Source organism: Achromobacter sp. CF-sbj1-Ac2-l (assembly GCF_052698165.1).
In genome coordinates this window covers 1,862,902-1,888,952 of the sequence record NZ_CP199855.1, presented here as the reverse complement: position 1 = coordinate 1,888,952, position 26,051 = coordinate 1,862,902, and the positions used below count along the sequence as shown (strand labels likewise).

At 68.6% G+C, this 26,051-nt stretch carries 17 protein-coding genes; 4 read left to right on the top strand and 13 right to left on the bottom strand.

Translation table 11 applies throughout. The features are described from left to right. Positions 1-15: 15 nt before the first annotated feature. From ACUDCK_RS08665 to dnaE, 5 genes are read right to left on the bottom strand one after another with little or no spacing between them, the layout of a single operon-like run. A complete protein-coding gene (locus tag ACUDCK_RS08665) occupies positions 16-1,131 on the bottom strand; it encodes a glycosyltransferase family 4 protein (RefSeq protein ID WP_116792803.1) in 1,116 nt (371 codons plus the stop codon). Next, a complete protein-coding gene (locus ACUDCK_RS08660; RefSeq protein ID WP_175168197.1) occupies positions 1,128-1,883 on the bottom strand; it encodes a glycosyltransferase family 2 protein in 756 nt (251 codons plus the stop codon). The genes ACUDCK_RS08665 and ACUDCK_RS08660 overlap by 4 nt, the downstream gene beginning before the upstream one ends. Further along, positions 1,880-2,728: a polysaccharide deacetylase family protein gene (locus ACUDCK_RS08655; RefSeq protein WP_175168196.1), complete on the bottom strand. Its 849-nt coding sequence runs from the start codon at positions 2,726-2,728 to the stop codon at positions 1,880-1,882. The genes ACUDCK_RS08660 and ACUDCK_RS08655 overlap by 4 nt, the downstream gene beginning before the upstream one ends. Continuing rightward, a complete protein-coding gene (locus ACUDCK_RS08650) occupies positions 2,725-3,816 on the bottom strand; it encodes a glycosyltransferase family 4 protein (RefSeq protein WP_054501261.1) in 1,092 nt (363 codons plus the stop codon). Before ACUDCK_RS08650 ends, ACUDCK_RS08655 begins: the two co-directional genes overlap by 4 nt. Then, positions 3,816-7,307 carry a DNA polymerase III subunit alpha gene (dnaE, locus tag ACUDCK_RS08645; protein ID WP_054501262.1) on the bottom strand — a complete coding sequence of 1,164 codons (3,492 nt, stop codon included), beginning with the start codon at positions 7,305-7,307 and terminating at the stop codon, positions 3,816-3,818. The genes ACUDCK_RS08650 and dnaE overlap by 1 nt, the downstream gene beginning before the upstream one ends. A gap of 129 nt (positions 7,308-7,436) precedes the next feature. Here dnaE and lpxO point away from each other — a divergent pair, with 129 nt between their 5' ends. After that, positions 7,437-8,336, top strand: a complete 900-nt coding sequence (lpxO, locus tag ACUDCK_RS08640; protein WP_054501263.1) for a lipid A hydroxylase LpxO — start codon at positions 7,437-7,439, stop codon at positions 8,334-8,336. A gap of 71 nt (positions 8,337-8,407) precedes the next feature. On the opposite strand, the gene ACUDCK_RS08635 is transcribed toward lpxO, so the two are convergent. The 3 genes from ACUDCK_RS08635 to hrpA all read right to left on the bottom strand — a co-directional run bounded on the left by ACUDCK_RS08635 (position 8,408) and on the right by hrpA (position 15,553). Beyond that, positions 8,408-9,703, bottom strand: coding sequence for an ABC transporter ATP-binding protein (locus tag ACUDCK_RS08635; RefSeq protein ID WP_144658045.1), 1,296 nt, complete (start codon positions 9,701-9,703; stop codon positions 8,408-8,410). Between the two features lie 8 nt (positions 9,704-9,711). Beyond that, positions 9,712-11,445 (bottom strand): ABC transporter permease, encoded by a 1,734-nt coding sequence (locus ACUDCK_RS08630; RefSeq protein WP_116792801.1) that lies wholly within the window; start codon positions 11,443-11,445, stop codon positions 9,712-9,714. A 169-nt stretch (positions 11,446-11,614) separates the two neighbouring features. Beyond that, complete coding sequence (gene hrpA, locus ACUDCK_RS08625; protein ID WP_175168195.1) at positions 11,615-15,553, bottom strand: ATP-dependent RNA helicase HrpA; 3,939 nt, start codon at positions 15,551-15,553, stop codon at positions 11,615-11,617. 136 nt (positions 15,554-15,689) lie between these two features. Between hrpA and argA the strand changes: the two genes are divergently transcribed. The 3 genes from argA to ACUDCK_RS08610 all read left to right on the top strand — a co-directional run bounded on the left by argA (position 15,690) and on the right by ACUDCK_RS08610 (position 19,520). Next, complete coding sequence (gene argA, locus ACUDCK_RS08620) at positions 15,690-17,048, top strand: amino-acid N-acetyltransferase (protein ID WP_059269702.1); 1,359 nt, start codon at positions 15,690-15,692, stop codon at positions 17,046-17,048. Between the two features lie 118 nt (positions 17,049-17,166). Further along, on the top strand, positions 17,167-17,439 hold the full coding sequence (locus tag ACUDCK_RS08615) for an oxidative damage protection protein (protein WP_006384045.1): 273 nt from the start codon (positions 17,167-17,169) through the stop codon (positions 17,437-17,439). Between the two features lie 128 nt (positions 17,440-17,567). Beyond that, positions 17,568-19,520: a phosphocholine-specific phospholipase C gene (locus ACUDCK_RS08610; protein WP_175168194.1), complete on the top strand. Its 1,953-nt coding sequence runs from the start codon at positions 17,568-17,570 to the stop codon at positions 19,518-19,520. An 84-nt stretch (positions 19,521-19,604) separates the two neighbouring features. Here ACUDCK_RS08610 and phoU read toward each other — a convergent pair whose 3' ends face one another. From phoU to rmuC, 5 genes are all read right to left on the bottom strand, one after another. Beyond that, entirely contained in the window at positions 19,605-20,330 is a 726-nt protein-coding gene (gene phoU, locus ACUDCK_RS08605; protein ID WP_175168193.1) for a phosphate signaling complex protein PhoU, read from the bottom strand. A gap of 157 nt (positions 20,331-20,487) precedes the next feature. After that, positions 20,488-21,168: a ribose-5-phosphate isomerase RpiA gene (rpiA, locus tag ACUDCK_RS08600; RefSeq protein ID WP_054501267.1), complete on the bottom strand. Its 681-nt coding sequence runs from the start codon at positions 21,166-21,168 to the stop codon at positions 20,488-20,490. Positions 21,169-21,204: 36 nt separating this feature from the next. Further along, a complete protein-coding gene (locus ACUDCK_RS08595; protein WP_064526560.1) occupies positions 21,205-22,869 on the bottom strand; it encodes an isovaleryl-CoA dehydrogenase in 1,665 nt (554 codons plus the stop codon). 67 nt (positions 22,870-22,936) lie between these two features. Beyond that, complete coding sequence (locus ACUDCK_RS08590; protein WP_116792797.1) at positions 22,937-24,466, bottom strand: amidase; 1,530 nt, start codon at positions 24,464-24,466, stop codon at positions 22,937-22,939. Between the two features lie 99 nt (positions 24,467-24,565). Then, complete coding sequence (rmuC, locus tag ACUDCK_RS08585; protein ID WP_144658048.1) at positions 24,566-25,969, bottom strand: DNA recombination protein RmuC; 1,404 nt, start codon at positions 25,967-25,969, stop codon at positions 24,566-24,568. Between the last annotated feature and the right edge of the window lie 82 nt (positions 25,970-26,051).

Genomic DNA, 26,051 nt, shown 5'->3' with positions numbered 1-26,051 from the left:
CGCGATTATAGAGGCTCAGTGTCCACCCAATGTTCGTTGGTAGACGTCGACCGTGGCTTGCGCGAAACGCGCCAGGTTGAAGTCGCGCTCGGCGGTCTGGCGGGCGTTCTGTCCCATCGCCCGCACCTGCGCGGGGTCATCCAGCATGAGGCGCAGGCGCGCGGTCATGGCGGCCACGTCGCGCACCGGCACGATCCAGCCGTCGACGCCGTCGGTCACGTTCTCGGGCAGGCCGCCGGCGTCGGTCACCAGCGCCGGCAGGCCCAGGCCCATGATCTCGCGGCAGGCGAAAGACAGCGCCTCGCGGTACGACAACACGAAGCCGGCATGGCAAGAGGCCAGCGCCGCCCGCACGTCGTCCAGCAGCCCAGGGAAGCGCACCTGGTCGATCATGCCGAGCTCGCGCACCCGGTCGAGCTTGGCCTCGGACGGCGGGTCGCCGGCCACCAGCAGCAGCACGCGCTCGCGGTCGCCCGGCGGCAGCGCCGCCACGGCGGCCACCAGATCCAGCCAGCCCTTGTCGTAGTCGGTGCCGCCGGCGCTGCCCAGCAGCAGTTTGCCGCGCCAGTCCGGTCCGAAGAATATCTCGCGCAGCTTGTCCAGGCTGTCCGGCGGCGGCGGCGCGAAAAAGCGCGTGTCGATGCCGTGGCGGATGGTGGTGATGGGCCGCTTGCAATAGGGAGAATCGGCCAGCAGCCGATGGATGTAGTCGCTGACCGCGATGCTGTGATCGGTGGCCAGCGCCACGCGCAGCTTGTGGCCGAAGCTGGCGACCGGATGGTCGTTGTGCTTGGTGAAGACGATGCGCGGGCGACGCGGCATGGCCAGCGTCGCCAGCATCACCTGCTTGTGGTCGGCCGAGCCGTTGGCGTGGATGATGTCGAAGCGGCCGTCCCGGATGAGGCGGCGCAGCCGCGCGCGGTCCCTGAACCAGGACGAGGGCCGCGTGGTGTAGCGCATTTCCACCACGGTCACGCCCGGGATCGCCTTGGCGTAGCGGTACAGGCGGCTGGTGGCGGGCGCGGCGACCGTGATCTGGTGCTCCGCGGCCAGGGCGCGCGCCAGGTTGATGATATAGGTGACGTGCCCGCCGCCGTTGTTGGCGTGGAAGTTGGTGTAGAGGATTCTCACTTGTTCTTCTCGGCCAGGAACATCAGCTTCGAATAGCGGAAGAAGCTGCCTGCGGCGGCGGTCACCGCCAGCACCAGGCCATGGCGGCCATCGAGAAAGCCGCGCCGGATCAGATAGATGCGCACAAAAGTCCAGAAGCTGTGGCCGAGCGCGCCGAACACGGAGGTGCGGCGGCCCTTGGCGTACATCATCGCGGCGGCGTCGGACGAGTAGCGGTTGATCTTGGTGATCAGCGCATCCAGGTTGTCGTACGGGTAATGCCGGAAGTGGCCGGCGAGCCGCAGCGGCGGCTGGCCGTTGGACGGCACCACCCGCTCGTGCACCGCCACGTCGTTGAATCGCGCCGTGCCGCGCTTGAACAGGCGCAGCACGTAATCGGGCCACCAGCCGCTGTGGCGAATGTCGCGGCCGCAGAAATTCGACAGGCGGGCGATCTCGTAGGCCTCGCCGCGCGGCGCGGCGATGGTGTCCAGGATCTCGCGAGCCAGCTCGGGCGTGACGCGCTCGTCGGCGTCGATCGACAGCACCCAGTCGCCGGTGGCCAGGTCGAGCGCGCGGTTCTTCTGCCGGCCGAACCCGGGCCAGTCGGCCGCCACTTCGACCCGCGCCCCCAGGGCGCGCGCCAGTTCGACCGTGCCGTCGGTGCTGCCGGAATCCACCACGATGAACTCGTCGGCGAAGGCAACCGACTTGAGGCAATCGGCAATGTTGGCCGCTTCGTTCTTGGTGATGACAATGACTGATAACTTCATCCGCGATTCCTAAGACGCTTTTTCCAGGCTTTCCAGGCGTGATAGCGCGGCCCCCAGAAGGGGTCGCGCGACAGCCAGATGCGCCGGTTCAGCCAGGTGCCGCCCTGGTTGCGCACCGCGAAGCGGTAGATGTGCCCGGGATCGGCGCCGGGCGTGTTCTGCCCGAACGGGTCGGTGGTGTACAGGTGGCGGAAGCCCGCCTGGCGGGCGGCCGCCACGTAGTCGGCGTCGAAATAGCCCTGCGGCCAGCAGAGGTGGTCGCTGACCTGCCCCAAGCGGCGCATCAGCGTCTCGCGCGAATCGGCCAGCTCCTGGACGATGTGGGCACGCTTGGCCTCGGTATCGGCGCCGCAGACCTTGTCCCAGCGCGTGTGGGTGTGGGTATGCGAATGGAATTCGAAGGTGCCGGCGGCCCGCATCGCCTCGATTTCGCTCCAGCGCAGCATGACGTCGTCGGCGCGGCCGTCGGCGATCAGCTTCTTGCCGGCGTCGTGGTCGGGCGTGGCGGGCAGCGGCAGCCCCTGGCCGGCATGCGGACGCACCGGGCCGTCGCCGATCCAGCCGGTGATGGTGAACAGCACGGCGCGCATGCCATGGCGCGCCAGCACCGGATGGGCGTGGACCCAGTTGTTGAGATAGCCGTCGTCGAAGGTGATCAGCACCGAGCGCTCGGGCGCCGGCGCGCCGGCCAGGTAGGCAGCGAACTGGTCGGCCGACAGCGACTGGTAGCCGGCGCGCGCCAGGCGCGCGATCTGGGCCTCGAACACGTCGGGCATGGCGTTGATCATGCCGCCGGCCGGCGTGACGTGGTGGTACATCAGCACCGGGACGTTGGGCGCGTTCATCGGCGCCGCTCCGCCAGCCAGCGGGTGTAGACGGCCTCGGTGGTCTCGGCCAGGCGGGCGGGCGAGAACACGCCCTCTTCCCAGACCATCTTGCGGCCGGCCTCGCCCATGCGCTGGCGCAAGGCGGCGTCGTCGATCAGTCTTTCGAGCGCGGCGGTGAGCGCGGCCGGGTCCTTGGGCGGCACCAGGATGCCGGTTTCGCCGTCGCGGAACATCTCGGACACGCCGCCGACGTCGGTGCCGATGACCGGCAGGCCGCTGGCCTGGGCTTCGACGTAGACGGTGCCGGAGGCCTCCTGCTGGGTCGCCAGCGCGAACAGGTCGCAGCCGGCCAGCAGATTGGGCACGTCGCGGCGCGTGCCCATCAGGTGGATGCGATCGGCCAGGCCGCGTTCGGCCACGTAGGCCTGGGTCTGCTCGAACACTGGCGAGCCGCCGCCCACGAACACCAGGTGCAGCTTGGGCCGGGTGGCCATCAGCGGCGCGATGGCGTCGATCAGGTCCTTGTGGCCCTTGGTGGCGCGCATCACGGCGACACAGCCGACCACCAGATCGTCCGGCGCCAGCCCGAGTTCCTCGCGCAGGGTCGAATGCTCGACCGGCGGCGGCAGCACGATCGGCGAATAGACCGTGGCGACGCGATCGGCCGGCACGCCGCGTTCGATCAGGTGCTCGCGCACGTGGTCGCTGACGGTGGTGACGCGATGCGGCAGGCGCGTGTACGACCAGAGCGAGCCGACCTTGTTGGACAGGTGGCGGGTGCGCACGATCAGCGGCGTGCCCGCCAGGCGGCCGGCCGCCGCGGCGATCACGGTGTCGCGCCGGCTGTGGGTGTTGAGCACGTCGAAGCGCCCTTCGCGCAGGATGCGGCGGATGGCGGCGACGCCCTTCAGGTAGTTGACCGGCCCGTCCATCTCCAGCGTGTGGACGGTGAAGCCGGCGTCCGACAGGCGCTCGGCCAGTAGCGCGGTCGGCTGGCAGATGGCTTCCAGGTGATGGCCACGCGCGCGCATGGCGTTCATCTCCTTGAAGATACGGCCTTCCTGGCCGCCGAAACTGGTGGCGGCTTCCGAGTGGACGATGCGCATCAGTACGTGACCTCCACGCCGTTCGGCTTGGTCCAGGCGTTCAGGTTCTCGAGCAGCGTGTCGGCCATGCGCACGCGCCATTCCTCGCCCAGCCGCACCGTGCAGAGGAAATTGTTCTTGGTGTAGACGATGTCCACCGGCACGCCGGGGATGCCGTTCTCGGGCTCGGCGCGGAACGGGTTGAGCATCTGGCGCAGGCGCGCGGCGTCGGCGCCGCCGTTGAGCTTGACGCGCAGCGACTTGGCGCGCGCCTCGCGCGCCAGTTGCAGGTCGTACAGTTGCTCGGCGACGATGCGCATGCCGCCCGAATAGTCATCGTTGCTGACCTTGCCCTGGACGATGACCAGTTGGTCTTCGCGCAGGCGGTTGCGGTGCTTTTCGTAGAGTTCGTTGAAAACCGAGATCTCGACCTGCGCGGTGCCGTCGTCCAGCACCGCGAACACCATCTTGCCCCGGCGCGTCATCATGACGCGCACGCTGGCCAGCACCCCGCACATCCATTGCAGGTCGCGCTGCGGCTCGACCCGCGCGAGCTGCATCGGCACGATCTGGCGCACTTCGTCGCGCCAGGCGTCGAACAGATGGCCGCTGTAGTAATAGCCCAGCGCCGATTTTTCCTCGGTGAGCTTCTTGTGCAGGTCCCACGGCGCCACCTTGGCCAGCTCGCCGGCCACCACGTCGCTGCTGTCGTCGCCGAACAGCGAGGACTGGTTGGCGCTGCGCGCGGCCTGCTCGGCCGCTTCCATGGCGGTCGGGACCGAGGCCAGCATGGCGGCGCGGTTCGGCTCGATGGTGTCGAACGCGCCGGCCTTGATCAGGGCCTCGATGGTGCGGCGGTTCACCGCGTGCTTGCTGACGCGGCGGCAGAAGTCGAACAGGTTCTGGAACGGGCCGCCTTCCTTGCGGGCGCGCAGGATGTCCTCGACCGCGCCCTGGCCGGTGCCCTTGACCGCCCCCAGGCCGTAGCGCATGGTGCGCGGCGGCTTGCCCTTTTCGGTGTACTTGTCGGCCACCGGCTCGAAGCGGTAGCCCGAGAAGTTGACGTCCGGCGGCAGCACCTCGACGCCGTTGTCCTGGGCGTCGCGGCAGAAGATCTGGACCTTGTCGGTGTCGTCCATGTCGGAGGACATGGTGGCGGCCAGGAACTCGGTCGGATGGTAGGCCTTGAGCCACGCGGTCTGGTACGAGATCAGCGCGTACGCGGCCGAGTGCGACTTGTTGAAGCCGTAGCCCGCGAACTTCTCCATCAGGTCGAACAGCTTGACCGCGAGATCCGGATCGTGGCCCTTTTCCTTGGCGCCCTTCTCGAACAGCTCGCGGTGCTTGGCCATTTCCTCGGGCTTTTTCTTGCCCATGGCGCGGCGCAGCAGGTCGGCGCCGCCCAGCGAGTAGCCGCCGATGATCTGCGAGATCAGCATCACCTGTTCCTGGTAGACGATGACCCCGTAGGTGCTCTTGAGGGTCGCTTCCAGATCCGGGTGGAAATAGTCGACGGCCGCGCGGCCGTGCTTGCGGTTGACGAAGTCGTCCACCATGCCCGATTCCAGCGGCCCCGGACGGTACAGGGCCAGCATGGCGATGATGTCTTCGAAGGTGTTGGGCCGCAGCTTCTTGAGCAGTTCCTTCATGCCGCGCGATTCAAGCTGGAACACCGCGGTGGTGTTGGCGTCGCACAGGATCTTGTAGGCGGCCGGATCGTCGAGGCTGAGCGCCATGACGTCGAAGTCGCGCTTGTCCTCGTTGAACTGGCGCACGTAGCGCACGGCCCAGTCCAGGATGGTCAGGTTGCGCAGGCCCAGGAAGTCGAACTTGACCAGGCCGGCGGCTTCGACGTCGTCCTTGTCGAACTGCGAGACGGCGCTGTTTTCCTGCCCCGGCTGGCAATACAGCGGGCAGAAGTCGGTGAGCTTGCCGGGCGCGATCAGCACGCCGCCGGCGTGCATGCCGATGTTGCGGGTCAGGCCTTCGAGCGGCTTGGCCAGGTCGACCAGCGCGCGCACTTCCTCTTCCTGCTCGTAGCGGTCCTTGAAGGCCGGCTCGTCCTTCAGGGTGCGTTCGAGCGTCCACGGATCCATCGGGTTGAACGGGATCAGCTTGGACAGGCCGTCGCAGAACATGTAGGGCATGTCCAGCACCCGGCCGGCATCGCGCACCACGGCCTTGGCGCCCAGCGTGCCGAAGGTGGCGATCTGGCTCACGGCGGCGCGGCCGTACTTTTCCTTGACGTAGTCGATGACGCGTTCGCGGTTGTCCTGGCAGAAGTCGATATCGAAGTCGGGCATCGAGACCCGCTCGGGGTTCAGGAAGCGCTCGAACAGCAAGTCGTAGCGGATCGGATCCAGGTCGGTGATGCCGAGCGCGTACGCCACCAGCGAACCGGCGCCCGAACCCCGGCCCGGGCCGACCGGCACGCCGTTGTTCTTGCCCCAGTTGATGAAGTCCTGCACGATCAGGAAGTAGCCCGGGAAGCCCATCTGGATGATGGTCTTGCATTCCCAGCGCAGGCGCTCGTAGTACTGCTCGCGCTTGGACGCGCGCTCGGCCTCGTCCGGGAACAGGAAGGCCATGCGCTTTTCCAGGCCCTCTTCGGACAACTGCACCAGGTAGTCGTCCAGCGACACGCCGTCGGGCGTGGGGAAATTCGGCAGGCGCGGCTTGCCCAGCACCAGGCTGAGGTTGCAGCGCTTGGCGATCTCGACCGTATTGGCCAGCGCCGAGGGCACGTCGGCGAAGCGGCGCGCCATTTCCTCGGAACTGAGCAGATACTGCTCTTTGGTAAAGCGGCGCACGCGGCGCGGATTGGCCAGGATCTCGCCTTCGGCGATGCAGACGCGGGCCTCGTGCGCCTGGAATTCGTATTCGTCCAGGAACTGCACCGGGTGCGTGGCCACCACCGGCAGGCCGGCCTCGGCCGCCAGGCGCATGGCGGCCTGGGTGTAGGCTTCGTCGCCGTCCATGCCGACGCGCTGCAGCTCGATGTAGTAGCTGCCCGGGAACATGTGCGCCCACTGGCGCGCCAGCGCCAGCGCCGACACCGCGTTGCCGGCGTCCAGCGCCTGGCCGACGTCGCCGCCGCGGCCGCCCGACAGCACGATCAGGCCGTCCTGGCCCTGCAGCCATTCGCGGCGGATTTCGGCGCGGCCCTTGCCCTGGTTGGTCAGGAACGCGCGCGACAGCAGTTCGCACAGGTTCAGGTAGCCCTGGTGGTTGCGCACCAGCAGCAGCACGCGGAACGGCTTGGCGGGATCTTCGTCGTTGCTCAGCCAGACGTCGCAGCCGGCGATGGGCTTGATGCCCGCGCCGCGCGCGCCCTTGTAGAACTTGATCAGGCCGAACAGGTTCGACAGATCGGTCAGGGCGACCGCGGGCTGGCCCAGCTTGGCCACGCGCTTGATGAGGTCGGGGATGCGCACGATGCCGTCCACCACCGAGAACTCGGAGTGGACACGCAGGTGGACAAATGGGGACGGGGTTGTTACGGCTTCGGACATAGCGGGAATTGTACCCAGTCGCAAGAGCGAAAACCGCCGCTGCGACGATTCGCCCCGGGCCTGCCGGGCGCCCCTGTGTAACAATAGGCGATTGGACCTGACTCACCCGCCGCAGGACGAGATTTACGTATGAAATGGCTGATACCCGGGATCTGGCTCGCCGCCATCCTGTTCGCGCACTTCCGTGGCCGCGTCAAGCTGCCGCTGGGCCGGCAATTGCTGGATCACTCGGTGCTGCTGGCGCCGATCAACGCCTTCATGGTGCTGAGTTCGCGCGTGCCGTCGACGCCCTACCTGACCACCAGCGAAATCGCCGAGCTCAAGGTGCTGGACGACAACTGGGAGACGATCCGCGACGAAGCCCTGCAGATGGCCGAGATGCGCCGCATCAAGGCGGCCGACAGCCACAACGACATCGGCTTCAATTCGTTCTTCAAGTACGGCTGGAAGCGCTTCTACCTGAAGTGGTATGACGCCCGCCACCCCTCGGCCGAGGAACTGTGCCCCAAGACGGTGGCCATCCTGAAGACGCTGCCCAAGGTCAAGGCGGCCATGTTCGCCGAACTGCCGCCCGGCGGCCAGCTCAACCCGCACCGCGACCCGTTCGCCGGGTCGCTGCGCTACCACCTGGGCCTGGCCACGCCCAACGACGACCGCTGCCACATCATCGTCGACGGCGAATCCTATAGCTGGCGCGACGGCGAAAGCGTGGTGTTCGACGAGACCTACGTGCACGAGGCCTACAACCACACCGACCAGAACCGCATCATCCTGTTCTGCGACGTCGAGCGGCCGCTCAAGTGGGGCTGGGCCGAAGCCTTCAACCGCTGGTTCGGCCGGGTCGTGATGTCGGCGGCCAGCTCGCCCAACGACGGCGGCGACCAGACCGGCGCCATCAACAAGCTGACCCATGCGCACTGGGTCATCGACCAGAAGCGCAAGGCCTTCAAGGCCTGGAACCGCAACGTCTACAAGGCCACCAAGTACGGCCTTATCATCCTGGTGATCGCGGGCTTCATCGCCCTGTGATCGGGCCGACCGCGCGGCTCGCGCGGTCATCACGCCAGCACGGCGGGCCGTCCGGCCCGCCGCTCCCCACCCTACCCCGCGTCGCGCTCCGGCAAGGTCAGCAGGCCGGTGTGGTAGTCGTAGCCGTAGATTTCGCCATAGCGCCCCCATTCCACCGCGATCTTCAGCACGCGCTCGGCTTCGTCGGGCTTGAGGAATTCCTCCAGCGAATCCAGGAAGTTCTTTTCCGGCAACTCGCCGGCAGGCTCCTGTTCCAGGCTGTGGCGGATGTGCGCGGCCAGCGGCACGTGCGCCAGCAACTGACGGCCGAAGATGGCCTGCTTCTGGCTCTGGTCGGCCTGCACGTAGCGCTGGCCCAGCGGCGTCAGGAAGATGTCGCCCTTGTCGATCTGGGCCAGGCCGAACAGGCCCAGCGCTTCGCAGGCCGGCAGCAGGTCGTCGTCGGAGATCTCGGCTTCCTCGGCCAGCTTGGGCAGGTCGGCGCGGCCATTGAACGGCGCCTCGGCCAGCACGTCCAGCACGCCTTCCATGCGCTCGACCTCGGTCTGCGGAAAGCGGTAGCCCAGGCCCTGCTGGCGCGGCGTCGGCATGTCGTGGGCCGGGCGCTGCGTCATCAGCGCGTAGACCTCGTCGATCAGCGCCCGCACCTGCGGCGAATCGGCATTGCGCGGCCGCGGCAGGCCGATCTGCACCTGGCTGCGGATGCGGCCGGGGTCGCTGGAGAACACGATGATGCGGTCGGCCATCATGACCGCTTCCTCGATGTTGTGGGACACGATCAGGATGCCCTTGGTCGAGATGCGGCTCTCGTCCCATAGTTCAAGCATGTCGTCGCGCAGCGTTTCGCCGGTCAGCACGTCCAGGGCCGAGAAGGCTTCGTCCATCAGCAGCACGTCGGGGTTCATGACCAGCGCGCGGGCGATGCCGACGCGCTGGCGCATGCCGCCGGACAGTTCGCGCGGCAAGGCGCCGCCGAACCCGCCCAGGCCCATCAGGTCGAGCACCGCATCGGCGCGCCTGGCGCGCTCGGCCGGCGCCACGCCCTGGGCCTCCAGGCCCAGCTCGACGTTCTGCTGCGCGGTCAGCCAGGGAAACAGCGCGAACGACTGGAACACCATGGCGATGCCCGCCGCCGGGCCGTACACCGGCTGGCCGCGGTAGGTGACGGTGCCCTGGTCGGCGTTGACCAGCCCCGCCATGATGCGCAGCAGCGTCGACTTGCCCGAGCCGGACTTGCCCAGCAGGGCCACGATCTCGCCTTCGCGCAACGTGAAGTCCACGTGTTCCAGCACGTGCCGGGCGGTGCCGTCCGCGGCGCGGAACGACTTGCCGACGTCGTGCAGTTCGATCAGGAAATTGGAATTCATGAGGACTCCTACCGGCCGCGGTCTTCGGCCAGCAAATACAGTTTGCGCCAGAAAAACCGGTTCAGCAGCATGACGAAAATGCTCATGACGCCGATGCCGAGCGCGATGCGGTGGAAATCGCCCTGCTCGGTCATCTGCTTGATGTAGCTGCCCAGGCCATCGGCCACCAGGGAAGTATTGCCCCAGGACACGTACTCGGCCACGATGCTGGCGTTCCAGGAGCCGCCGCTGGCCGTGATGGCGCCGGTGATGAAGCTGGGGAACACCGCCGGCAGGTACACCCGGCGCCATAGCAGCCAGCCCTTCAGGCCGAGGTTGCTGGCGGCCAGGCGCAGTTCGTTCGGAATGGTCGAGGCGCCGGCCACCACGTTGAACAGGATGTACCACTGGGTGCCGAAGATGATCAGCGGGCTGAGCCAGATGTTGGGGTTGAGCTTCAACGCCACCATCACGAACACCACCGCCGGGAACAGCAGGTTGACCGGAAACGCCGCCAGGAATTGCGCCACCGCCTGCACCCGCTGCGAATATTTGGGTCGCAGGCCGATCCAGACCGCGATCGGCACCCAGATCATCGACGCCAGCCCGATCAGCACCATCACCCGCACCAGGGTGATGCCCCCCAGGCCGACCACATGCAGCACCTCGCTCCAGCCCACTTCGGCGTGCACGAACACCACCAGCTTGTAGGTGGCCAGCAAGGCGCCGGCGGCCAGCAGCGCATCCCAGACGCGCGTCCAGCGCGGGTCTGGCGCCTTGGCGCGGGCGCGGATCGAGGTGCCGTCGTACGACACGCTGAACCAGCCCAGCGCGCGCCGCATCTGCGCCCAGAACATATTGGACAGCGCCTGCATCCAGCGGCTGCGGCGGGTCCAGTCCAGCAGCCAGGACTGCTGCGCCACGTCGGCCTGCGATTCCTCGAAGCGGAACTTGTCGGCCCAGGCCAGCAGCGGCCGGAAGAACAACTGGTCGTAGAGCAGGATGCCGGCCATCATGGCGCCGATGGCCCAGGCGATGGCGCGGCCGTTCTCGGCGTCGATGGCCACCGCGATGTAGGAGCCGATGCCGGGCAGCTTGATGTCCTGCCCGGCCACCGAGATGGCCTCGGCCGCCACCAGGAAGAACCAGCCGCCCGACATGGACATCATCATGTTCCACAGCAGGCCCGGGGTGGCGTACGGCAGTTCCAGCCGCCAGAAGCGCTGCCAGCCGGACAGCCGGAACACCCGCGCGGCCTCGTTCAGTTCGGCCGGCACGGTGCGCATCGACTGGTACAGGCTGAACGCCATGTTCCAGGCCTGCGAGGTGAAGATGGCGAAGATCGCCGCGCACTCGACCCCCAGCAGGTTGCCGGGAAACAGCGCGATGAAGGGCGCGATGGCGATGGCCTGGAAACCCAGGATGGGCACCGATTGCAGGATGTCCAGCATCGGGATCATGGCTTTTTCGGCGGTGCGGAACTTGGCCGCGATGGCCGCGAAGATGAAGCTGAACAGCAGCGAAAAGGCCAGCGCCGTGAACATGCGCAGGATGGTGCGCAGCAGGTAATACGGCAGGTAGATCGGATCCAGCGAGATCGGCAGCGCTTCGCCGACGGCGAAGGGACGGCTCATCTGCGAGGCGCCGTAGGCCATGGCGGCCAGCACCACCAGCACCAAAGGCAGGAGCGCCCAATCCCAGCGGTTGGGCGCGGAGCGGGACGACGAGGACGGGCGCGTCCGGGTGCTGAAGAGCTCGAACATGTCGGCAATGCTCCAGGGAGCGGGGGTGAAGGCCCGCGAATTGAAGCATAACCAGATGACGCGTCACTGAACAGAAAACGACTGAAATCTGGCGGTAATACGGGACGGCTCGCGCCGCCCCGCATTGCCCCGCGAGGAGGCCGCGGCCGCCCCGGCGCGAACCCGCAATTCAGCGTTGCAGGGACTCCCAGCTTTTCATCAGGCGCTTGACCGAGACCGGCATCGGGGTGCGCAGCTCCTGCGCAAACAGGGCCACCCGCAACTCTTCCAGCAGCCAACGGAACTCGTCAAGGCGGGGATCGGGCGCGCCCTTCAGGGCCGAGCGCGCACGCTGGTACTGCGTCACGAGCGGCGCCATCTCGGCCACCAGCTTGGCGTCGCGGCCGGGATCGGCGCGCAGCTTGTCGATGCGCGCCACCGCCGCCTTCAGATAGCGCGGGAAGTGCGACAGTTGCGCATAGGGGGTGTCGCGGATGAACCACTTGGGCATCAGCGCCCCCAACTGCTGCTGCAGGTCGGCGTAGGCCGCGGCGTGCGGTTTGGCCTGCGGCAGCTTGCGCTGCAGGGCCGCGTATTCCGTCAGCACCGCGCCCGCCAGGCGCGCCACTTCCTGGGCCAGCAGGCCCAGCCGGCCCTTGCCCTCGGCCCGGCGCGCCTCGAACTGCTGTTCATTGACCGGCCAGGGCTCGGCCAGGCAAGCCTGGCCGAGCGCGCAGTCGATGATCTGGTCGCGCAGTTCCTCCTGCGTGCCCAGCGTCATGTAGAGCATGCTGATCTTGGTGAGGTCGGCCAGGTTCTTTTCCAGGAACTTGACCTGCTCGCGCAGGCCCAGCCGGAACAGCTTGAGCAGGCCGGCGCGGTGCGCCTTGCGCGCCTCGTCCGGGTCGTCGAACACGTCCAGGTCGCAATGCGCGCCGCGATCGACCAGCGCCGGGTAACCGATGACCGATTGGCCGCGGCGCTTGATCTCCATGATTTCCGGCAGCGGGCCAAAGGTCCAGGACGTCAGGTTCTCGTGCGCCAGCGCCTGCGCCACCTGGGTGTCGCTGGCGGCCAGTTGCTGGAAGGTGGCCTGGGCCTGCTTGCCGAACTCGGCGCGCAACTGTGCCAGGTTGCGGCCGGCGGCCAGCATGCGGCCGTGCTCGTCGACCACGCGGAAGTTCATGAACAGGTGCGCCGGCAGCGTCTCGAGCTTGAAGTCGGCGGCGGCCGGGCGCACCTGCACCTGGTCCCACATGTCGGCGATCAGCGCGTCCACCAGGCCGGTCTGCGGGTCGCCCAGGCGCTCGAACCAGCGGTCGTAGAAGCCGGCGGCATAGTCGGGCAGCGGCACGCAGTGGCGGCGCAGCTTCTGCGGCAGCGACTTGAGCAGCAGGTGCACCTTCTCCTTGAGCATGCCGGGCACCAGCCATTCGCAGCGCGCCGGATCGATCTGGTTCAGGGCGAACAGCGGCACCGCCAGCGTCACGCCGTCGCGCGGCGAGCCGGGCTCGAAGTGGTAATCGAGCGCCATCGACACGCCCTGCCACTCCACCTTCTTGGGGAAGACGTCGGTGGTGACGCCGGCGGCCTCGTGCCGCATCAGTTCGTCGCGCGTCAGCAGCAGCTTGGCGGCCTCTGCCTTGTCGAGGCCGTTGACCCATTTTTCCAGCGTCGCGGTCTGCGAGATGTCGGCTGGTAACTGGCGGTCGTAGAAGGCGTAGATCAGCTCGTCGTCGACCAGGATGTCGGGGCGGCGGGTCTGGTGTTCCAGCTTTTCGATGCCGGCGATCAGCTTGCGGTTATGGGCCACGAAGGCCAGGCGCGTGTCGATCTCGCCCGGCACCAGCGCCTGGCGGATGAACAGCTCGCGCGCCTCGCGCGGATGGACCCGGCCGTACTGGATGCGACGGCCGCTGTAGATGGTCAGGCCGTAGAGCGTGGCGCGTTCGTTGGCCACCACCTGGCCGGCCTTCTTTTCCCAGCGCGGGTCGGACCAGTTCTTGCGGATCAGGTGGGCGCCGACCTTTTCCAGCCAGACCGGGTCGATGCGCGCCACGCAGCGCGCGTACAGGCGGGTGGTCTCGACCAGCTCGGCGGCGACGATCCAGCGGCCGGCCTTCTTCACCAGGCGCGAGCCCGGATGGATGTGGAAGCGGATCTCGCGGGCGCCCTGGTAATGGCCACCCTCGTCGCTCTTGAAGCCGATGTTGCCCAACAGGCCCGACAGCAGCGCCATGTGCAGTTGTTCGTAAGTGGCTTCGACCTGGTTGACGCGCCAGCCCTGCTCGCCCACCAGGGCGGCCAACTGGGTGTGGACGTCGTGCCATTCGCGCAGCCGGATGGGCGACAGGAAGTTCTGCCGCAGCAGGCCCACCAGCTTGCGCTGCGAGGCCTTGTGCTGCACCTGCTCGCCGTACCAGCGCCACAGCTTGAGGAAGGAAATGAACTCGGACTTGTCGTCGGCGAACTTGGCGTGCGCGGCCTCGGCCGCCTCGCGCTCCTGCATGGGCCGGTCGCGCGCGTCCTGCACCGACAGCGCCGAAGCGATGATCAGCATTTCCGCCAGGCACTGGTGCTCGCGCGCGGCCAGGATCATGCGGCCGATGCGCGGGTCCACCGGCAGCTTGGCCAGCTCGTGGCCGGTGCGGGTCAGGACGAACGAGGCGCCGGTGCGGCTGGCGTCGTCGCCGTCGTCGGCCGCGGCCAGCTCGATCGCGCCCAGCTCCTGCAGCAGGTGGTAGCCGTCGGCCACCGCGCGCCCGGGCGGGGCCTCGACGAACGGGAACTGCTCGATGTCGTCCAGCTTGAGCGACTTCATCCGCAGGATCACGGAGGCCAGCGAGGAACGCAGCACCTCGGGGTCGGTGAAGGCGGCGCGGGCGTTGAAGTCGGCCTCGTCGTAGAGGCGGATGCAGAGGCCCGGGCCCACGCGGCCGCAACGGCCGGCGCGCTGGTTGGCCGAGGCGCGGCTGACCGGCTCGATGCGCAGTTGCTCGACCTTGTTGCGCCAGGAATAGCGCTTGACCCGCGCCAGGCCGCTGTCGACCACGAAGCGGATGCCGGGCACCGTCAGCGAGGTTTCGGCCACATTGGTGGCCAGCACGATGCGGCGCGCGTTGCCGCGCGGATGGAAGATCTGTTCCTGCTCGGCCTGCGACAGGCGCGCGTACAGCGGCAATACCTCGGTGCCGGCCGGGTGGCGCTTGCGCAGCGCTTCGGCCGATTCGCGGATCTCGCGCTCGCCCGGCAGGAATACCAGCACATCGCCGGGGCCATGGCGGGCGCATTCGTCGACCGCATCGACGATGGCGTCGATCAGGTCGCGTTCCTCGTCGCCCGACATGCGCTCGCGGTCGCGGCCCGGCTTGGCCGGCGCGGCGTCTTCCTCGGCTTCCTCGCGCACCGGGCGGTAACGCACCTCGACCGGGTACAGCCGGCCCGAGACCTCGATCACCGGCGCCGGCTTGTCCTCGGACGCGGCAAAATGACGGGCGAAGCGCTCGGCGTCGATGGTGGCCGAGGTGATGATGACTTTCAGGTCGGGGCGGCGCGGCAGTAGCTGCTTCAGATAACCCAGCAGGAAGTCGATGTTCAGGCTGCGTTCGTGCGCCTCGTCGATGATGATGGTGTCGTAGCGGCGCAGGAGCGGGTCACGCTGCGACTCCGCCAGCAGGATGCCGTCGGTCATCAGCTTGATCGACGCATTGGGGCCGGTGCGATCGTTGAAGCGCACCTGGTAGCCCACCACCTCGCCCATCGGCGTATTCAGCTCCTCGGCGATGCGCTTGGCCACCGAGGTTGCGGCCAGCCGCCGCGGCTGGGTGTGGCCGATCATCTTCTGGCGGCCGCGGCCCAGTTCCAGGCAGATCTTGGGCAATTGGGTGGTCTTGCCCGAGCCGGTCTCGCCGCTGACGATGACCACCTGATGGCCGGCGATGGCGCGCGCGATTTCCTGGCGCCGCGCGCTGACGGGCAGGTCCTCGGGGTAGGTCACGGCGGGAATGGGCCGCTCGGGGCGGGGCGCCTGGCGCGCCGCCGGGGCCGCGGCGTCGGCGCGCGGCTTGCCCGGGGCCCGGGTCGGCCCGTCGGCCTGTACGGGCGGCCGCGGGCGGGAAGATTCTGGCATGTACGATTTGTCCGGTTAGCTGCCTATTATATAAACGCCGCGCGGCCATATAATTTCGCCACGCCGTCCCGTGACGGCGCGTTGACGCGGCCCCCGGGCCGCGTTGTTGCCACTCTCAGGAATTGCCCCACCCATCATGCCCGACCTGGAACCAGACACCGTCTCTGCCCTTGAAGCCCCCGAATTCGCCCCTGCCCAGTTCGTCCGATGGTTCCGAGACGTCGCGCCCTACGTGCATGCGTTCCGAGGCAAGACCTTCGTGGTGGCGTTTGGCGGCGAGTTGGTGCAGGCCGGGGCGCTGAACGCGCTGGTGCAGGACCTGTCGCTGCTGTCGTCGCTGGGCATCCGCCTGGTGCTGGTGCACGGCTCGCGCCCCCAGGTCAATGAACAATTGCGCCTGAAGGGCTTCACCCAGCAGTTCGACCGCGGCCTGGCGCCCACCGACGCCGCGGCGCTGGAATGCGCCAAGGAAGCCGCCGGCGAGATCCGCCTGGACATCGAGGCCGCCTTCAGCCAGGGCCTGCCCAACACGCCGATGTCCCACGCGCACATCCGTGTCATTTCTGGCAATTTCGTCACGGCGCGTCCCACCGGCGTGCTGGACGGGGTCGATTACAAGCACACCGGCCAGGTGCGCAAGATCGACGTCGACGCGCTCAAGTTCGCCATCGAGAAGGGTTCGTCGGTGGTGCTGCTGTCGCCGCTGGGTTTCTCGCCCACCGGCGACGCCTTCAACCTGGCCATGGAAGACCTGGCCACCAGCGTGGCGGTGGCGCTGCGCGCCGAAAAGCTGATCTTCCTGTCCAGCGAACAGGGCGTGCTCAATGACGACGGCTCGGTCGACACCGAGCTGGCCCGGGTCGACGCCGACGCGCTGCTGGCGGCAGGCTCGCTGGACGAGGAAACCGGCGCCTACCTGCAATACGCGTCGCTGGCGGTCAAGCGCGGGGTGGCCCGCGCCCACCTGGTGCCGTTCTCGCTGGACGGCAGCGTGCTGCTGGAGATCTTCACCCACGATGGCGTCGGCACCATGGTGGTCGAAGACACGCTGGACGACCTGCGCCCGGCCACGCTTGATGACGTCGGCGCCATCCTCAGCCTGATCGAGCCGCTGGAAGCCGACGGCACGCTGGTGCCGCGCCCGCGCAGCGTGATCGAACGCGACGTCGAGAACTTCACCGTGCTCGAGCACGACGGCGTGATCTACGGTTGCGCGACGCTGCACAACTTCCCCGAGGATCACATGGCCGAGATGGCCTGCCTGATCGTGCACCCCGAATGGCAGGGGTCCGGCGAGGGCGAGATCCTGCTGCGCCACATGGAATCGCGCGCCCGCGCTTCCGGCGCCAAGCGGCTGTTCGTGCTGACCACGCGCACCTCGCACTGGTTCATGAAGCGCGGCTTCGTGCAGGGCGGCATCACCGACCTGCCGCGCGAAAAGCAGAACAACTACAACCGCTCGCGCAACAGCCTGGTGTTCATCAAGAAGCTGTGACGCGGCCCCGCCCCGGGCTGGCCCCGGGGCCTAACCGCAGTACCCGCAGGGGCTTGGCGGCCTTCCGGCGCCAAGCCCGCTAAAATGACGCATTACCCATTCTTTCCGGCAGCGAACCATGGCCCGTACCGTCAACTGTGTGAAATTGAAGCGTGAAGCCGAAGGGCTCGATTTTCCGCCCTACCCCGGCGAACTCGGCACCCGCATCTGGCAGAGCATTTCCAAGGAGGCTTGGGAAGAGTGGAAGCAGGTGCAGACCCGCCTGGTCAACGAAAACCGCCTGAACCTGGCCGACGCCCGCGCCCGCAAGTACCTGCAGCAGCAGATGGAACGCTTCCTGTTCGAGGACGGCAGCGTCGAAGCCCAGGGCTACGTTCCGCCCTCGGCCTGATGCCGCCGCGCCGCCATGCGCGGCACGCCTGCGAAGCCCCTCGTCCGCGAGGGGCTTCTTGCTTCTGGCCGGTGCGCCCGGCCGCCCTGCCTTAAGATTGCGCCATTGCTGGCCGTACTAATGCCGTCATGAAAGAAGAACCGAGTCCCGCCGACGCCTCCGACCTGCCCCCGGCCATCCGGCGCGCGCTTGCAGTCGCCGCCGACCGCAAGACCGGCACGATCAACGATGTGCGGCACGTCGTCATCCTGATGCAGGAGAACCGTTCCTTCGACCACTATTTCGGCGCCCTGCCAGGCGTGCGCGGCTTTGCCGACCCGTATCCCGCGCCGACACTGGCCGGCGACGTGCTGACCCAGGCCGACGGCGCCCAGCGGCTGCGTCCCTATGCGCTGCAGGGCGAGTACGCCAGCGACACGCCGGTGGGCTACATCACCCCGCATACCTGGGACGACGCCCAGCGCGCCTGGAACGACGGCCGCATGGATCAATGGCTGGCGGCCAAGAGCCGCCTCGGCCTGGGCGCCTACCGTCCCGCCGAGGTGCCTTTCCAGACGGCGCTGGCCAATGCCTTCACGCTGTGCGACGCCTACCATTGCTCGATCCAGGCCGGCACCAATCCGAACCGGCTGTTCCTGTGGACCGGCACCAACGATCCGCTGGGACGCGCGGGCGGTCCGGCATTGGTCAACACCTTCGACCGCCTCGGGCCGGCCGACCTGGGCTACGGCTGGACCACCTACCCGGAACGCCTGCAGGCCGCCGGCATCGACTGGCGCATCTACCAGGACATGGCGGACAACTTCCACGACAATCCGCTGGCCGGCTTTCGCCAGTTCCGCCGCCAGCACGATGCCGGCGGCGCCGACGCGCCGCTGCGCGACCGGGGCCTGTCCACCCACACCCTGGACGACCTGGCGCGCGACGTGGAACAGGGCGCGCTGCCGCAGGTCTCCTGGATCATCGCCCCCGCCGCCGACTCGGAACATCCCGAAGTCTCGTCGCCGCGCCAGGGCGGCGCCTACACCGAACGCGTGCTCGAGATCCTGACCCGCAACCCCGAGGTCTGGAGCGGCTGTGTGTTCCTGGTCACCTACGACGAGAACGACTGTTTCTTCGATCACATGCCGCCTCCGGCCCCGCCGGCGCGCGCCCCCGACGGGCGCTCGGGCGGCCTGTCAACCATCGAGCTGGACGGCGAATACCACGACGTGCGCCACGGCCCCAGCGCCGCCACCCCGGACGATCCGCCCGCCCTGCACGGCCGCGCTTTCGGCATGGGCCCGCGCGTGCCGATGCTGGTGGTGTCGCCCTGGAGCCGCGGCGGCTGGGTCAATTCGCAGGTGTTCGACCACACCTCGGTGATCCGCTTCCTCGAAGCCCGCTTCGGCGTGGCCGAGCCCAATATCAGCGCCTGGCGCCGCGCCGTGGCCGGCGATCTGACCTCGGCCTTCGATTTCGCCGGGGACCGCGCCCTGCAACACGCCGACAGCGTGCGTCACGCCTGTGCCCTGCCCTACGCGCTGGAGACGGTGGGCCGCATGACCGCCGACGGCGAGCACTACCGCCTGACCTTCCGCAATGCCGGCACGGTCGGCGCCGTGCTGCACGTCTACGACCGGCGGGCGCTGGCGCACGCGCCGCGCCGCTACACGGTCGGCGCGGGCGCGCGGCTGGACGACGGCTGGCGCCTGGATGCCGACGGCATCTACGACCTGTGGCTGCTGGGCCCGGATGGCTTCCATCGCCACTTCCGCGGCGACCGCCGCGACGCCGGCCTGCTGGAAACGCAACTGGTGCCGGTGACCTCGGGACTGCGCCTGCGCCTCATCAACCATGGCGACGCGCACCAGCCGGTGCATATCGAATCGCGCATGGGCGACGGCTGGCGCGCCATGGCGCACGTGCAGGCCGGCGGCGCGCTCGAGTTGAAATACGCCGGCTGCGAAGGCTGGTACGACCTGGAGGTCAGCGCGCAGGGCCTGCCGCGGTTTGGCCGCCGGCTGGCCGGCCGCATCAACGCGGGCAAGTCCGGCGTGCCGGACCCGCGCCTGTGCCAGGGCGCCGACCTGCCGCTGTAGGCGCGCGCGCAAAGAAAAACCCCAAGCGCCAAGGCGGCTTGGGGTTTTTTTGCCTGACGGCGGGCGACCGGTCGGCCGCGGCGATCAGTCGTCCTGTTCGGGGGTATCTTCTTCGCCGCGCGCCAGGCGCTCGGTGTTCTTGACGCCGGTGTGGCGCACGTCGGCGCCCTTGACCATGTAGATCACGCGTTCGGACATGTTCTTGGCATGGTCGCCGATGCGTTCGAGCGCGCGGGCGATGAAGATCATGTCGATGGCGCGCGAGATGGTGCGCGGGTCTTCGATCATGTAGGTGATCAGGTGGCGCAGCGCGCCCTTCCATTCCTTGTCCACTTCCTTGTCGCTGCGCACGACGGCGGCGGCCAGGATGGAATCGAGGCGGGCGAACGCGTCCAGCGCCTGGTGCAGCATGGTGCGCACGTTCGAGGCCATGTGGCGCAGCTCGATCACCGGGATGTGGCGGACTTCCGATTCGTGGATGCGGCGCGCCACGGTGGCCACCTTCTCGGCCTCGTCGCCGGAGCGCTCCATGTCGGTCAGCATCTTCGATACGGCCATCAGCATGCGCAGGTCGATGGCGGTGGGCTGGTGGCGGGCGAGGATGCGGCTGATGCTTTCGTCGATCTCCACTTCGTGGCGATTGACTTCCTTTTCGCGCTCGCGCACCTTTTCAACCAGCGTCAGGTCGCCGCTGGCCAGCGCGTCGATGGCCTCCTGGATCATGGCCTCGACCACGCCGCCCATTTGCAAGAATTGCGAACGGACGCTTTCCAGATCAGCGTCGAACTGCTTGTTTGTATGCTCCGTCATCCGGGCTCCCTGCGTGGTTGGTCTCATTGCATTGCCCCGATATGAAAGCGTTTCAAGTATGGGCCTGCACAATCCGCAAGGTTATGACCCAAGTGTGACAGGATTATGAATCGCGGCCTGACCGCCCGCAAGGGCGGCCGGGACGCGCGATTTGCGCTCAGGCGCGGCGATCCAGGCGGCGGATGCCGTTCTGGGTGGCCAGCAGCGCCACGTCGGCGCCGGCAATGGCGAACAGGCCGCAGGTGACCACGCCCGGCAGGTTGTTGACGCGGGCCTCCAGGCCCGGCGCGTCGGTGATCGACAGCCCGGAGACGTCCAGGATGATGTTGCCATTGTCGGTCACGAAACCTTCGCGCAGGCGCGGCTGCCCGCCCATGGCCGTCATGGCGCGCGCCACCGATTCACGGGCCATCGGGATGACCTCGATCGGCAGCGGGAACTTGCCCATGACCTCGACCAGCTTGGATTCGTCCGCAATGCAGACGAATCGGTCGGCAACCGAGGCCACGATCTTTTCGCGCGTCAGCGCGCCGCCACCGCCCTTGATCATGTGCAGGTTGGCATCGATCTCGTCGGCGCCGTCCACGTAGATCGGCATCGACGCCACGTCGTTCAGGTCCAGCACTTTCAGGCCATGGCCGGCCAGGCGCGCGGCGCTGCGCTCGGAGCTGGCGACGGTGCCGCCGATACGGCCCTTGAAGCGCGCCAGGCCGTCGATGAAGAGATCGGCGGTCGAGCCGGTGCCCACGCCGATGATGACATCGGGGCCTGCGACCTGTTCAACGAGTTCCAGGGCGGCGTCTGCGGCTTGCTGCTTGAGTTCTTGCTGGGAGAGCATGGCGAAAATGCGGAAAGGTGAGTGAAGCAGGGAAATTTAGCATGCGACCGCCGCCGGCCAGGCCCGCGCCAGGATCGCGGCCACCTCGGTGCCGGCCGCCAGCTCGCCGAACACGCCGCCCGCCGCGCCCAACCGGCTGCCGACGAAACCCCGCGCCACCGGCTCGGGCGCGTGCCGGATCAACAGCGCCGCCTGCCACAGGCGCGCCAGGTCGCAGGCAATGCGGCGGGCCTGGAACTCGGCCTGGCCCGAATCGGCCAGCAGCGCGCGCCACCGCGCCAGGGCCGCATCGAATTCCGGGTAGCGGCCGGCGGCGGGCGCGAATTCGCCCTCCAGCGCCGGCAGCGCCTCGGGTTCGCGTTGCAGCGCGCGCAGCACGTCCAGCGCCATGACGTTGCCCGAACCCTCCCAGATCGAATTGACCGGCGTTTCGCGGTACAGGCGCGGCATCGGGCCTTCCTCGACGTAACCGTTGCCGCCCCAGGCCTCCATGCATTCGGCCACCGCCGCGATCGCGCGCTTGCAGATCCACAGCTTGGCGGCCGGCGTGCCGACCCGCGCCAGGGCCCGCGCCCCAGGGTCGCCACGCTCGTCCACCGCGCGCGCCAGGCGCAGCGCCAGCGCCTGGGCGGCTTCCGACTCCAGCGCGAGGTCGCCCAGCACATTGCGCATCAGCGGCTGCGCCAGCAACGGCTTGCCGAAAGCCTGGCGGTGCCCGGCGTGGTGCAGCGACTGCACCAGCGCCTGGCGCAGCAGCGCGGCGCTGCCCAGCACGCAGTCGAGTCGGGTGGTGGCGGCCATCTCCAGCAGCACCGCCAGGCCGCGGCCGGGCTCGCCGACCATGACGCCCCAGGCATCCTCGAACTCGACCTCGGCGCTGGCATTGCTGTGGTTGCCCAGCTTGTCTTTCAGGCGACGGATGCGGACCGCGTTGCGCGGGCCTTCCGGAATCCAGCGCGGCACCAGAAAGCAGCTAAGGCCCTCGTCGGTCTGCGCCAGCACCAGATGGGCGTCGGCCTGCGGCACCGAGAAGAACCATTTGTGGCCCACCAGCGAATAGGGACAACCACGCCCGATGGCGCCCAGCGGCGCGGCGCGTGTCGTGACCGCGCGCAGGTCGGAGCCGCCCTGTTTCTCGGTCAGGCCCATGCCGATCAGCGCGCCGCGCTTGCCCGCCAGCGGCGCGTCGGCGCCATCGAATTCACGCGAATAGAGCGCGGGCAGCCAGTCGCCGGTGTAGTCGATCACGCCCGCCGGCTCGCGTTGCAGCAGCGGCACGGCGGCAAAGGTCATGGTGGTGGGGCACAGCGTGCCGGCCTCGACCTGGCCCTGCATCAGGTAGGCCGCGGCCCGCGCCACCTGCGCCCCCGGCACCGGCTGCGCCCAGGCACGGCTGTGCAGGCCGCGCGCCACGATGCCGCTCATCAACAACTGCCAGGCGGGATGGAAATCAACGTGGTCGACGCGATGGCCGGCCCGGTCATAGGCCTGCAGCCGCGGCGGATAGCGGTTGGCGTCGACGCCAGCAGCCAGGGTCTGGGCGCGGCCCAGCCAGGCGCCATGCGCGGCCAGGTCGCCGCTCCAGGCGCCGGCGCCCTCGCGCGCGGCGGCCTCGCGCAGCGCCGGGTCGGTGTCGAACAACGAATAGTCTTCCAGGGGCGGGACCTGGTTGAGGACGGTATGGGTCACGAACGACGGCATGCTGGTGCTCCTATTCGCTATTCATTCGTCGGCGCGCCCCCGGCTGACGACGCGCCCCGCCCCGCGCCTATCGGGCGATGGGCGCGACCCGCTGCCAGGGCCGCAGCGCCTCGACCTGGGCGGCCAGTTCCAGCAGCCAGGCCTCGCTGCCCAGCGGGCCCATGACCTGGATACCGATCGGCAGCCCGTCGGCCGACAGGCCGAACGGAATCGAAATGGCGGGCATGCCGGTCAGGTTGGCCAGCGGCGCGAACGGCGAATAGCCGATCACGCCCTTCTTGCCCAGACGGTAGGCCAGGTAGTCGGCGTTGTCCATCGCATAGCGGCCGAGCGGCGCCGGCAACTGCGCCAGCACCGGCGACAGGAACAGGTCATGGCCCTGCGTGCCTTCGCGATGCAGGAAGCGGCCGATGCGGCGCGTGATCTCGTGGCAGGTGTCGACGCAGGCCACGTACTGGGCGCCGGAAATGGCGCGGGCGTATTCGCGCGCGCCGAGCGTGGTGGGCTGCAATTCGTCGGCGGCGAGCCGGCGGTTGCGGGCGCCGACGTGGCTGTCGATGGCGTTGGCCGCGGCGCTGGCGATCAGCGGCAGCATCGGCGACAGCACTTCCTCCGACCCCACCGGCGGCGCGGCCGGAACCAGTTCGTGGCCGAGGCCGGCGAACAGGCGCGCGGCCTCGTCGACCGCCGCCGCGACCTCGGGATGGATCGCCCCGCCTTCGTAGGTGGTGTTGATGTAGGCAATGCGGCGGCGCGGCGACGAGCGCGGATCGGCCGACACCCGCGCCACGATGTCGCGATACGATTCGCCCGGCCTGGCCGGCGCCGCATAGGGCGCGCCGACGTCGGCGCCAGCGCTGATATCCAGCGCCGCCGCGCAGTCGCGCACCGACAGGGTCATCATGTGTTCGGTGGCCAGCCCGCCCCAGCCCTCGCCCTTGAGCGGTCCCAGCGGCATCATGCCGCGCGAGGGCTTCAGGCCCAGCACGCCGCAGCACGAGGCCGGGATGCGGATCGAGCCGCCGCCGTCGCTGCCGTGGGCGATGCGCACCATGCCGCTGGCCAGCGCCGCGCCCGCGCCGCCGCTGGAGCCGCCGGCGCTGTGGCCGGCCTTCCATGGATTCTGGGTGGGCGCGCCGTAGACCGGGGATTCGCTGGTGGGGCTCAGGCCCAGTTCGGCGCTGGTGCTGCGGCCGAACGGGATCAGGCCGGCGCGCCGATAGCGCTTGACGATCTCGGCGTCGACGCTCCAGTCGACCTTGCCGTACAGCACCGAGCCCATGGCGCTGGGCAGGCCCAGCGCGGCGGTGCCGAGGTCCTTGAGCAGGGTTGGCACGCCCAGGAACGGACGCTCGTCCAGCAGGGCCAGCCGCTGCTGGGCGGTCAGCGCCGCCAGCTCGCCGTCCAGCGCGCGCGCCAGATCCAGGCCCAGTTCGGCCTGCACGCCGCAGGCCGCGTTGATCGCCGGATTGCGCGCCGCCACCCGCTCGAGCGCCTGCTGCATCGCGGCATGCGCCGTCGTGGCTCCCTGGGCGATATCGGCGCCCAGCGCCATCGCGTCGAAGGAAGAGGAATCAACTCGGTCAGCCGTGCCCATGCTTACGATGCTCCAGATATCGACGGCGGAATGCCGCAACGATGAGGATATCGACAGAGCGGCCGGGTCACAAGCCGGGCCGGGCGACCGGCGCGCGAATCAGGCGCCGGAACCGTGGGCAGCCTTCGTGGCCGGCGCGTCGTCCGTGGCGGCGGCCTCGTCCGCGCCGTCGTCGGCCGTGGCGCCCTCGCCGCCCAGCAGGCGCAGCGCCTCGGCCTCGGGCAAGGCCTCGACGCTCTTCAGGTTACGCAGCATGGCGCGCGTGCGCACCTCGGTCTGGCCGATCTTGCTGCTGGCGGTGTCCAGCGTTTTCTTGACGCCGGCCAGCGCGTCGCCGAACTTGCCGAACTCGGTCTTGACCGCGCGCAGCACCTGCCAGACCTCGGATGAGCGCTGCTCGATGGCCAGCGTGCGAAAGCCCATCTGCAGGCTGTTGAGCAGCGCCGCCAGATTGCTCGGACCGGCCACGTTGATGCGCAGGTCGTGCAGGCGGTCAAGCAACCCCGGGCGCCGCAGCACTTCGGCATACAGGCTTTCGGTCGGCAGGAACATGATGGCGAAGTCGGTGGTGTGCGGCGGCGCCACGTACTTGCCGGCGATCAGCCGCGCCTGCACCTCCACCGCCTTGCCTAACGCGGCGCCGGCCGCCTTCACCCCCTCGGCGTCGGCGGCTTCCTGCGCATCCATCAGGCGCTCGTACTCTTCCTTCGGAAACTTGGCATCGATCGGCAGCCAGACCGGCGCGCCGCCATCGCCTCGCCCCGGCAGGCGGATGGCGAATTCGACTACCGCGTCGCTGCCCGGCACCGGCTTGATGTTGGCGGCGTACTGCTCGGGAGTCATGTTGTCTTCAATCAGCCGCGCCAGTTGCACCTCGCCCCAGGTGCCGCGCGACTTGACGTTGGTCAGCACCCGCTTGAGGTCGCCCACGCCGGCGGCCAGCGCCTGCATCTCGCCCAGCCCCTTGTGCACGGCCTCGAGGCGGTCGGATACCTGCTTGAAGGATTCCCCCAGGCGCTGCTCGAGCGTGGCGTGGAGCTTTTCGTCGACGGTGCGGCGCATATCGTCCAGCTTCGCACTGTTGTCATTTTGCAACGCCTGCAGGCGCTGATCGACGGTGGTTCGCACCTCCATCAGGCGTCGCTCGTTGATCTGGATCAGCCCTTGCAACTGCTCGCCGAAACCGGCGGCGAAGCGCGCCAGCGACTCGGCCGATTCGGCCCGCGCCGCCTGCGCGTCCCGCGTCAGGGCGGCGCGCAGGTCGCCGTGGGATTGGGCAAGTTCCTGGCGCAGGCCGCGGGTGGATTCGGCAAACTCGGCGCGCAGGCCGCGCTGGCTTTCCGCCATATCGGCGCGCAGGGCCCGCTCTGTGCGCTCCAGCCCCTCGAGCAGCGTGTCGAGCCGGTCATCGCGCGCCGGCCGCGACAACCATGCCGACAAGGCGATCAGGCAAGCCAGCACCGCGCCGCCGGCGGCAACCCACAGCAGAACTTCATTCGACAAAGTGGCCCCTTTTCAACGCCGCGCACCCACGCCGGGCGCGTGAAATTATAGGACTCTAATCCGCCCCCCGTAGCCATCGGAA

Bases quoted from the DNA above. Each gene is read 5' to 3' on its own strand.
- ACUDCK_RS08660 (WP_175168197.1), bottom strand. From the start codon at position 1,883: ATGAAGTTATCAGTCATTGTCATCACCAAGAACGAAGCGGCCAACATT.
- ACUDCK_RS08655 (WP_175168196.1), bottom strand. From the start codon at position 2,728: ATGAACGCGCCCAACGTCCCGGTGCTGATGTACCACCACGTCACGCCG.
- ACUDCK_RS08650 (WP_054501261.1), bottom strand. From the start codon at position 3,816: ATGCGCATCGTCCACTCGGAAGCCGCCACCAGTTTCGGCGGCCAGGAA.
- dnaE (WP_054501262.1), bottom strand. From the start codon at position 7,307: ATGTCCGAAGCCGTAACAACCCCGTCCCCATTTGTCCACCTGCGTGTC.
- lpxO (WP_054501263.1), top strand. From the start codon at position 7,437: ATGAAATGGCTGATACCCGGGATCTGGCTCGCCGCCATCCTGTTCGCG.
- ACUDCK_RS08635 (WP_144658045.1), bottom strand. From the start codon at position 9,703: ATGAATTCCAATTTCCTGATCGAACTGCACGACGTCGGCAAGTCGTTC.
- ACUDCK_RS08630 (WP_116792801.1), bottom strand. From the start codon at position 11,445: ATGTTCGAGCTCTTCAGCACCCGGACGCGCCCGTCCTCGTCGTCCCGC.
- hrpA (WP_175168195.1), bottom strand. From the start codon at position 15,553: ATGCCAGAATCTTCCCGCCCGCGGCCGCCCGTACAGGCCGACGGGCCG.
- argA (WP_059269702.1), top strand. From the start codon at position 15,690: ATGCCCGACCTGGAACCAGACACCGTCTCTGCCCTTGAAGCCCCCGAA.
- ACUDCK_RS08615 (WP_006384045.1), top strand. From the start codon at position 17,167: ATGGCCCGTACCGTCAACTGTGTGAAATTGAAGCGTGAAGCCGAAGGG.
- ACUDCK_RS08610 (WP_175168194.1), top strand. From the start codon at position 17,568: ATGAAAGAAGAACCGAGTCCCGCCGACGCCTCCGACCTGCCCCCGGCC.
- phoU (WP_175168193.1), bottom strand. From the start codon at position 20,330: ATGACGGAGCATACAAACAAGCAGTTCGACGCTGATCTGGAAAGCGTC.
- rpiA (WP_054501267.1), bottom strand. From the start codon at position 21,168: ATGCTCTCCCAGCAAGAACTCAAGCAGCAAGCCGCAGACGCCGCCCTG.
- ACUDCK_RS08595 (WP_064526560.1), bottom strand. From the start codon at position 22,869: ATGCCGTCGTTCGTGACCCATACCGTCCTCAACCAGGTCCCGCCCCTG.
- ACUDCK_RS08590 (WP_116792797.1), bottom strand. From the start codon at position 24,466: ATGGGCACGGCTGACCGAGTTGATTCCTCTTCCTTCGACGCGATGGCG.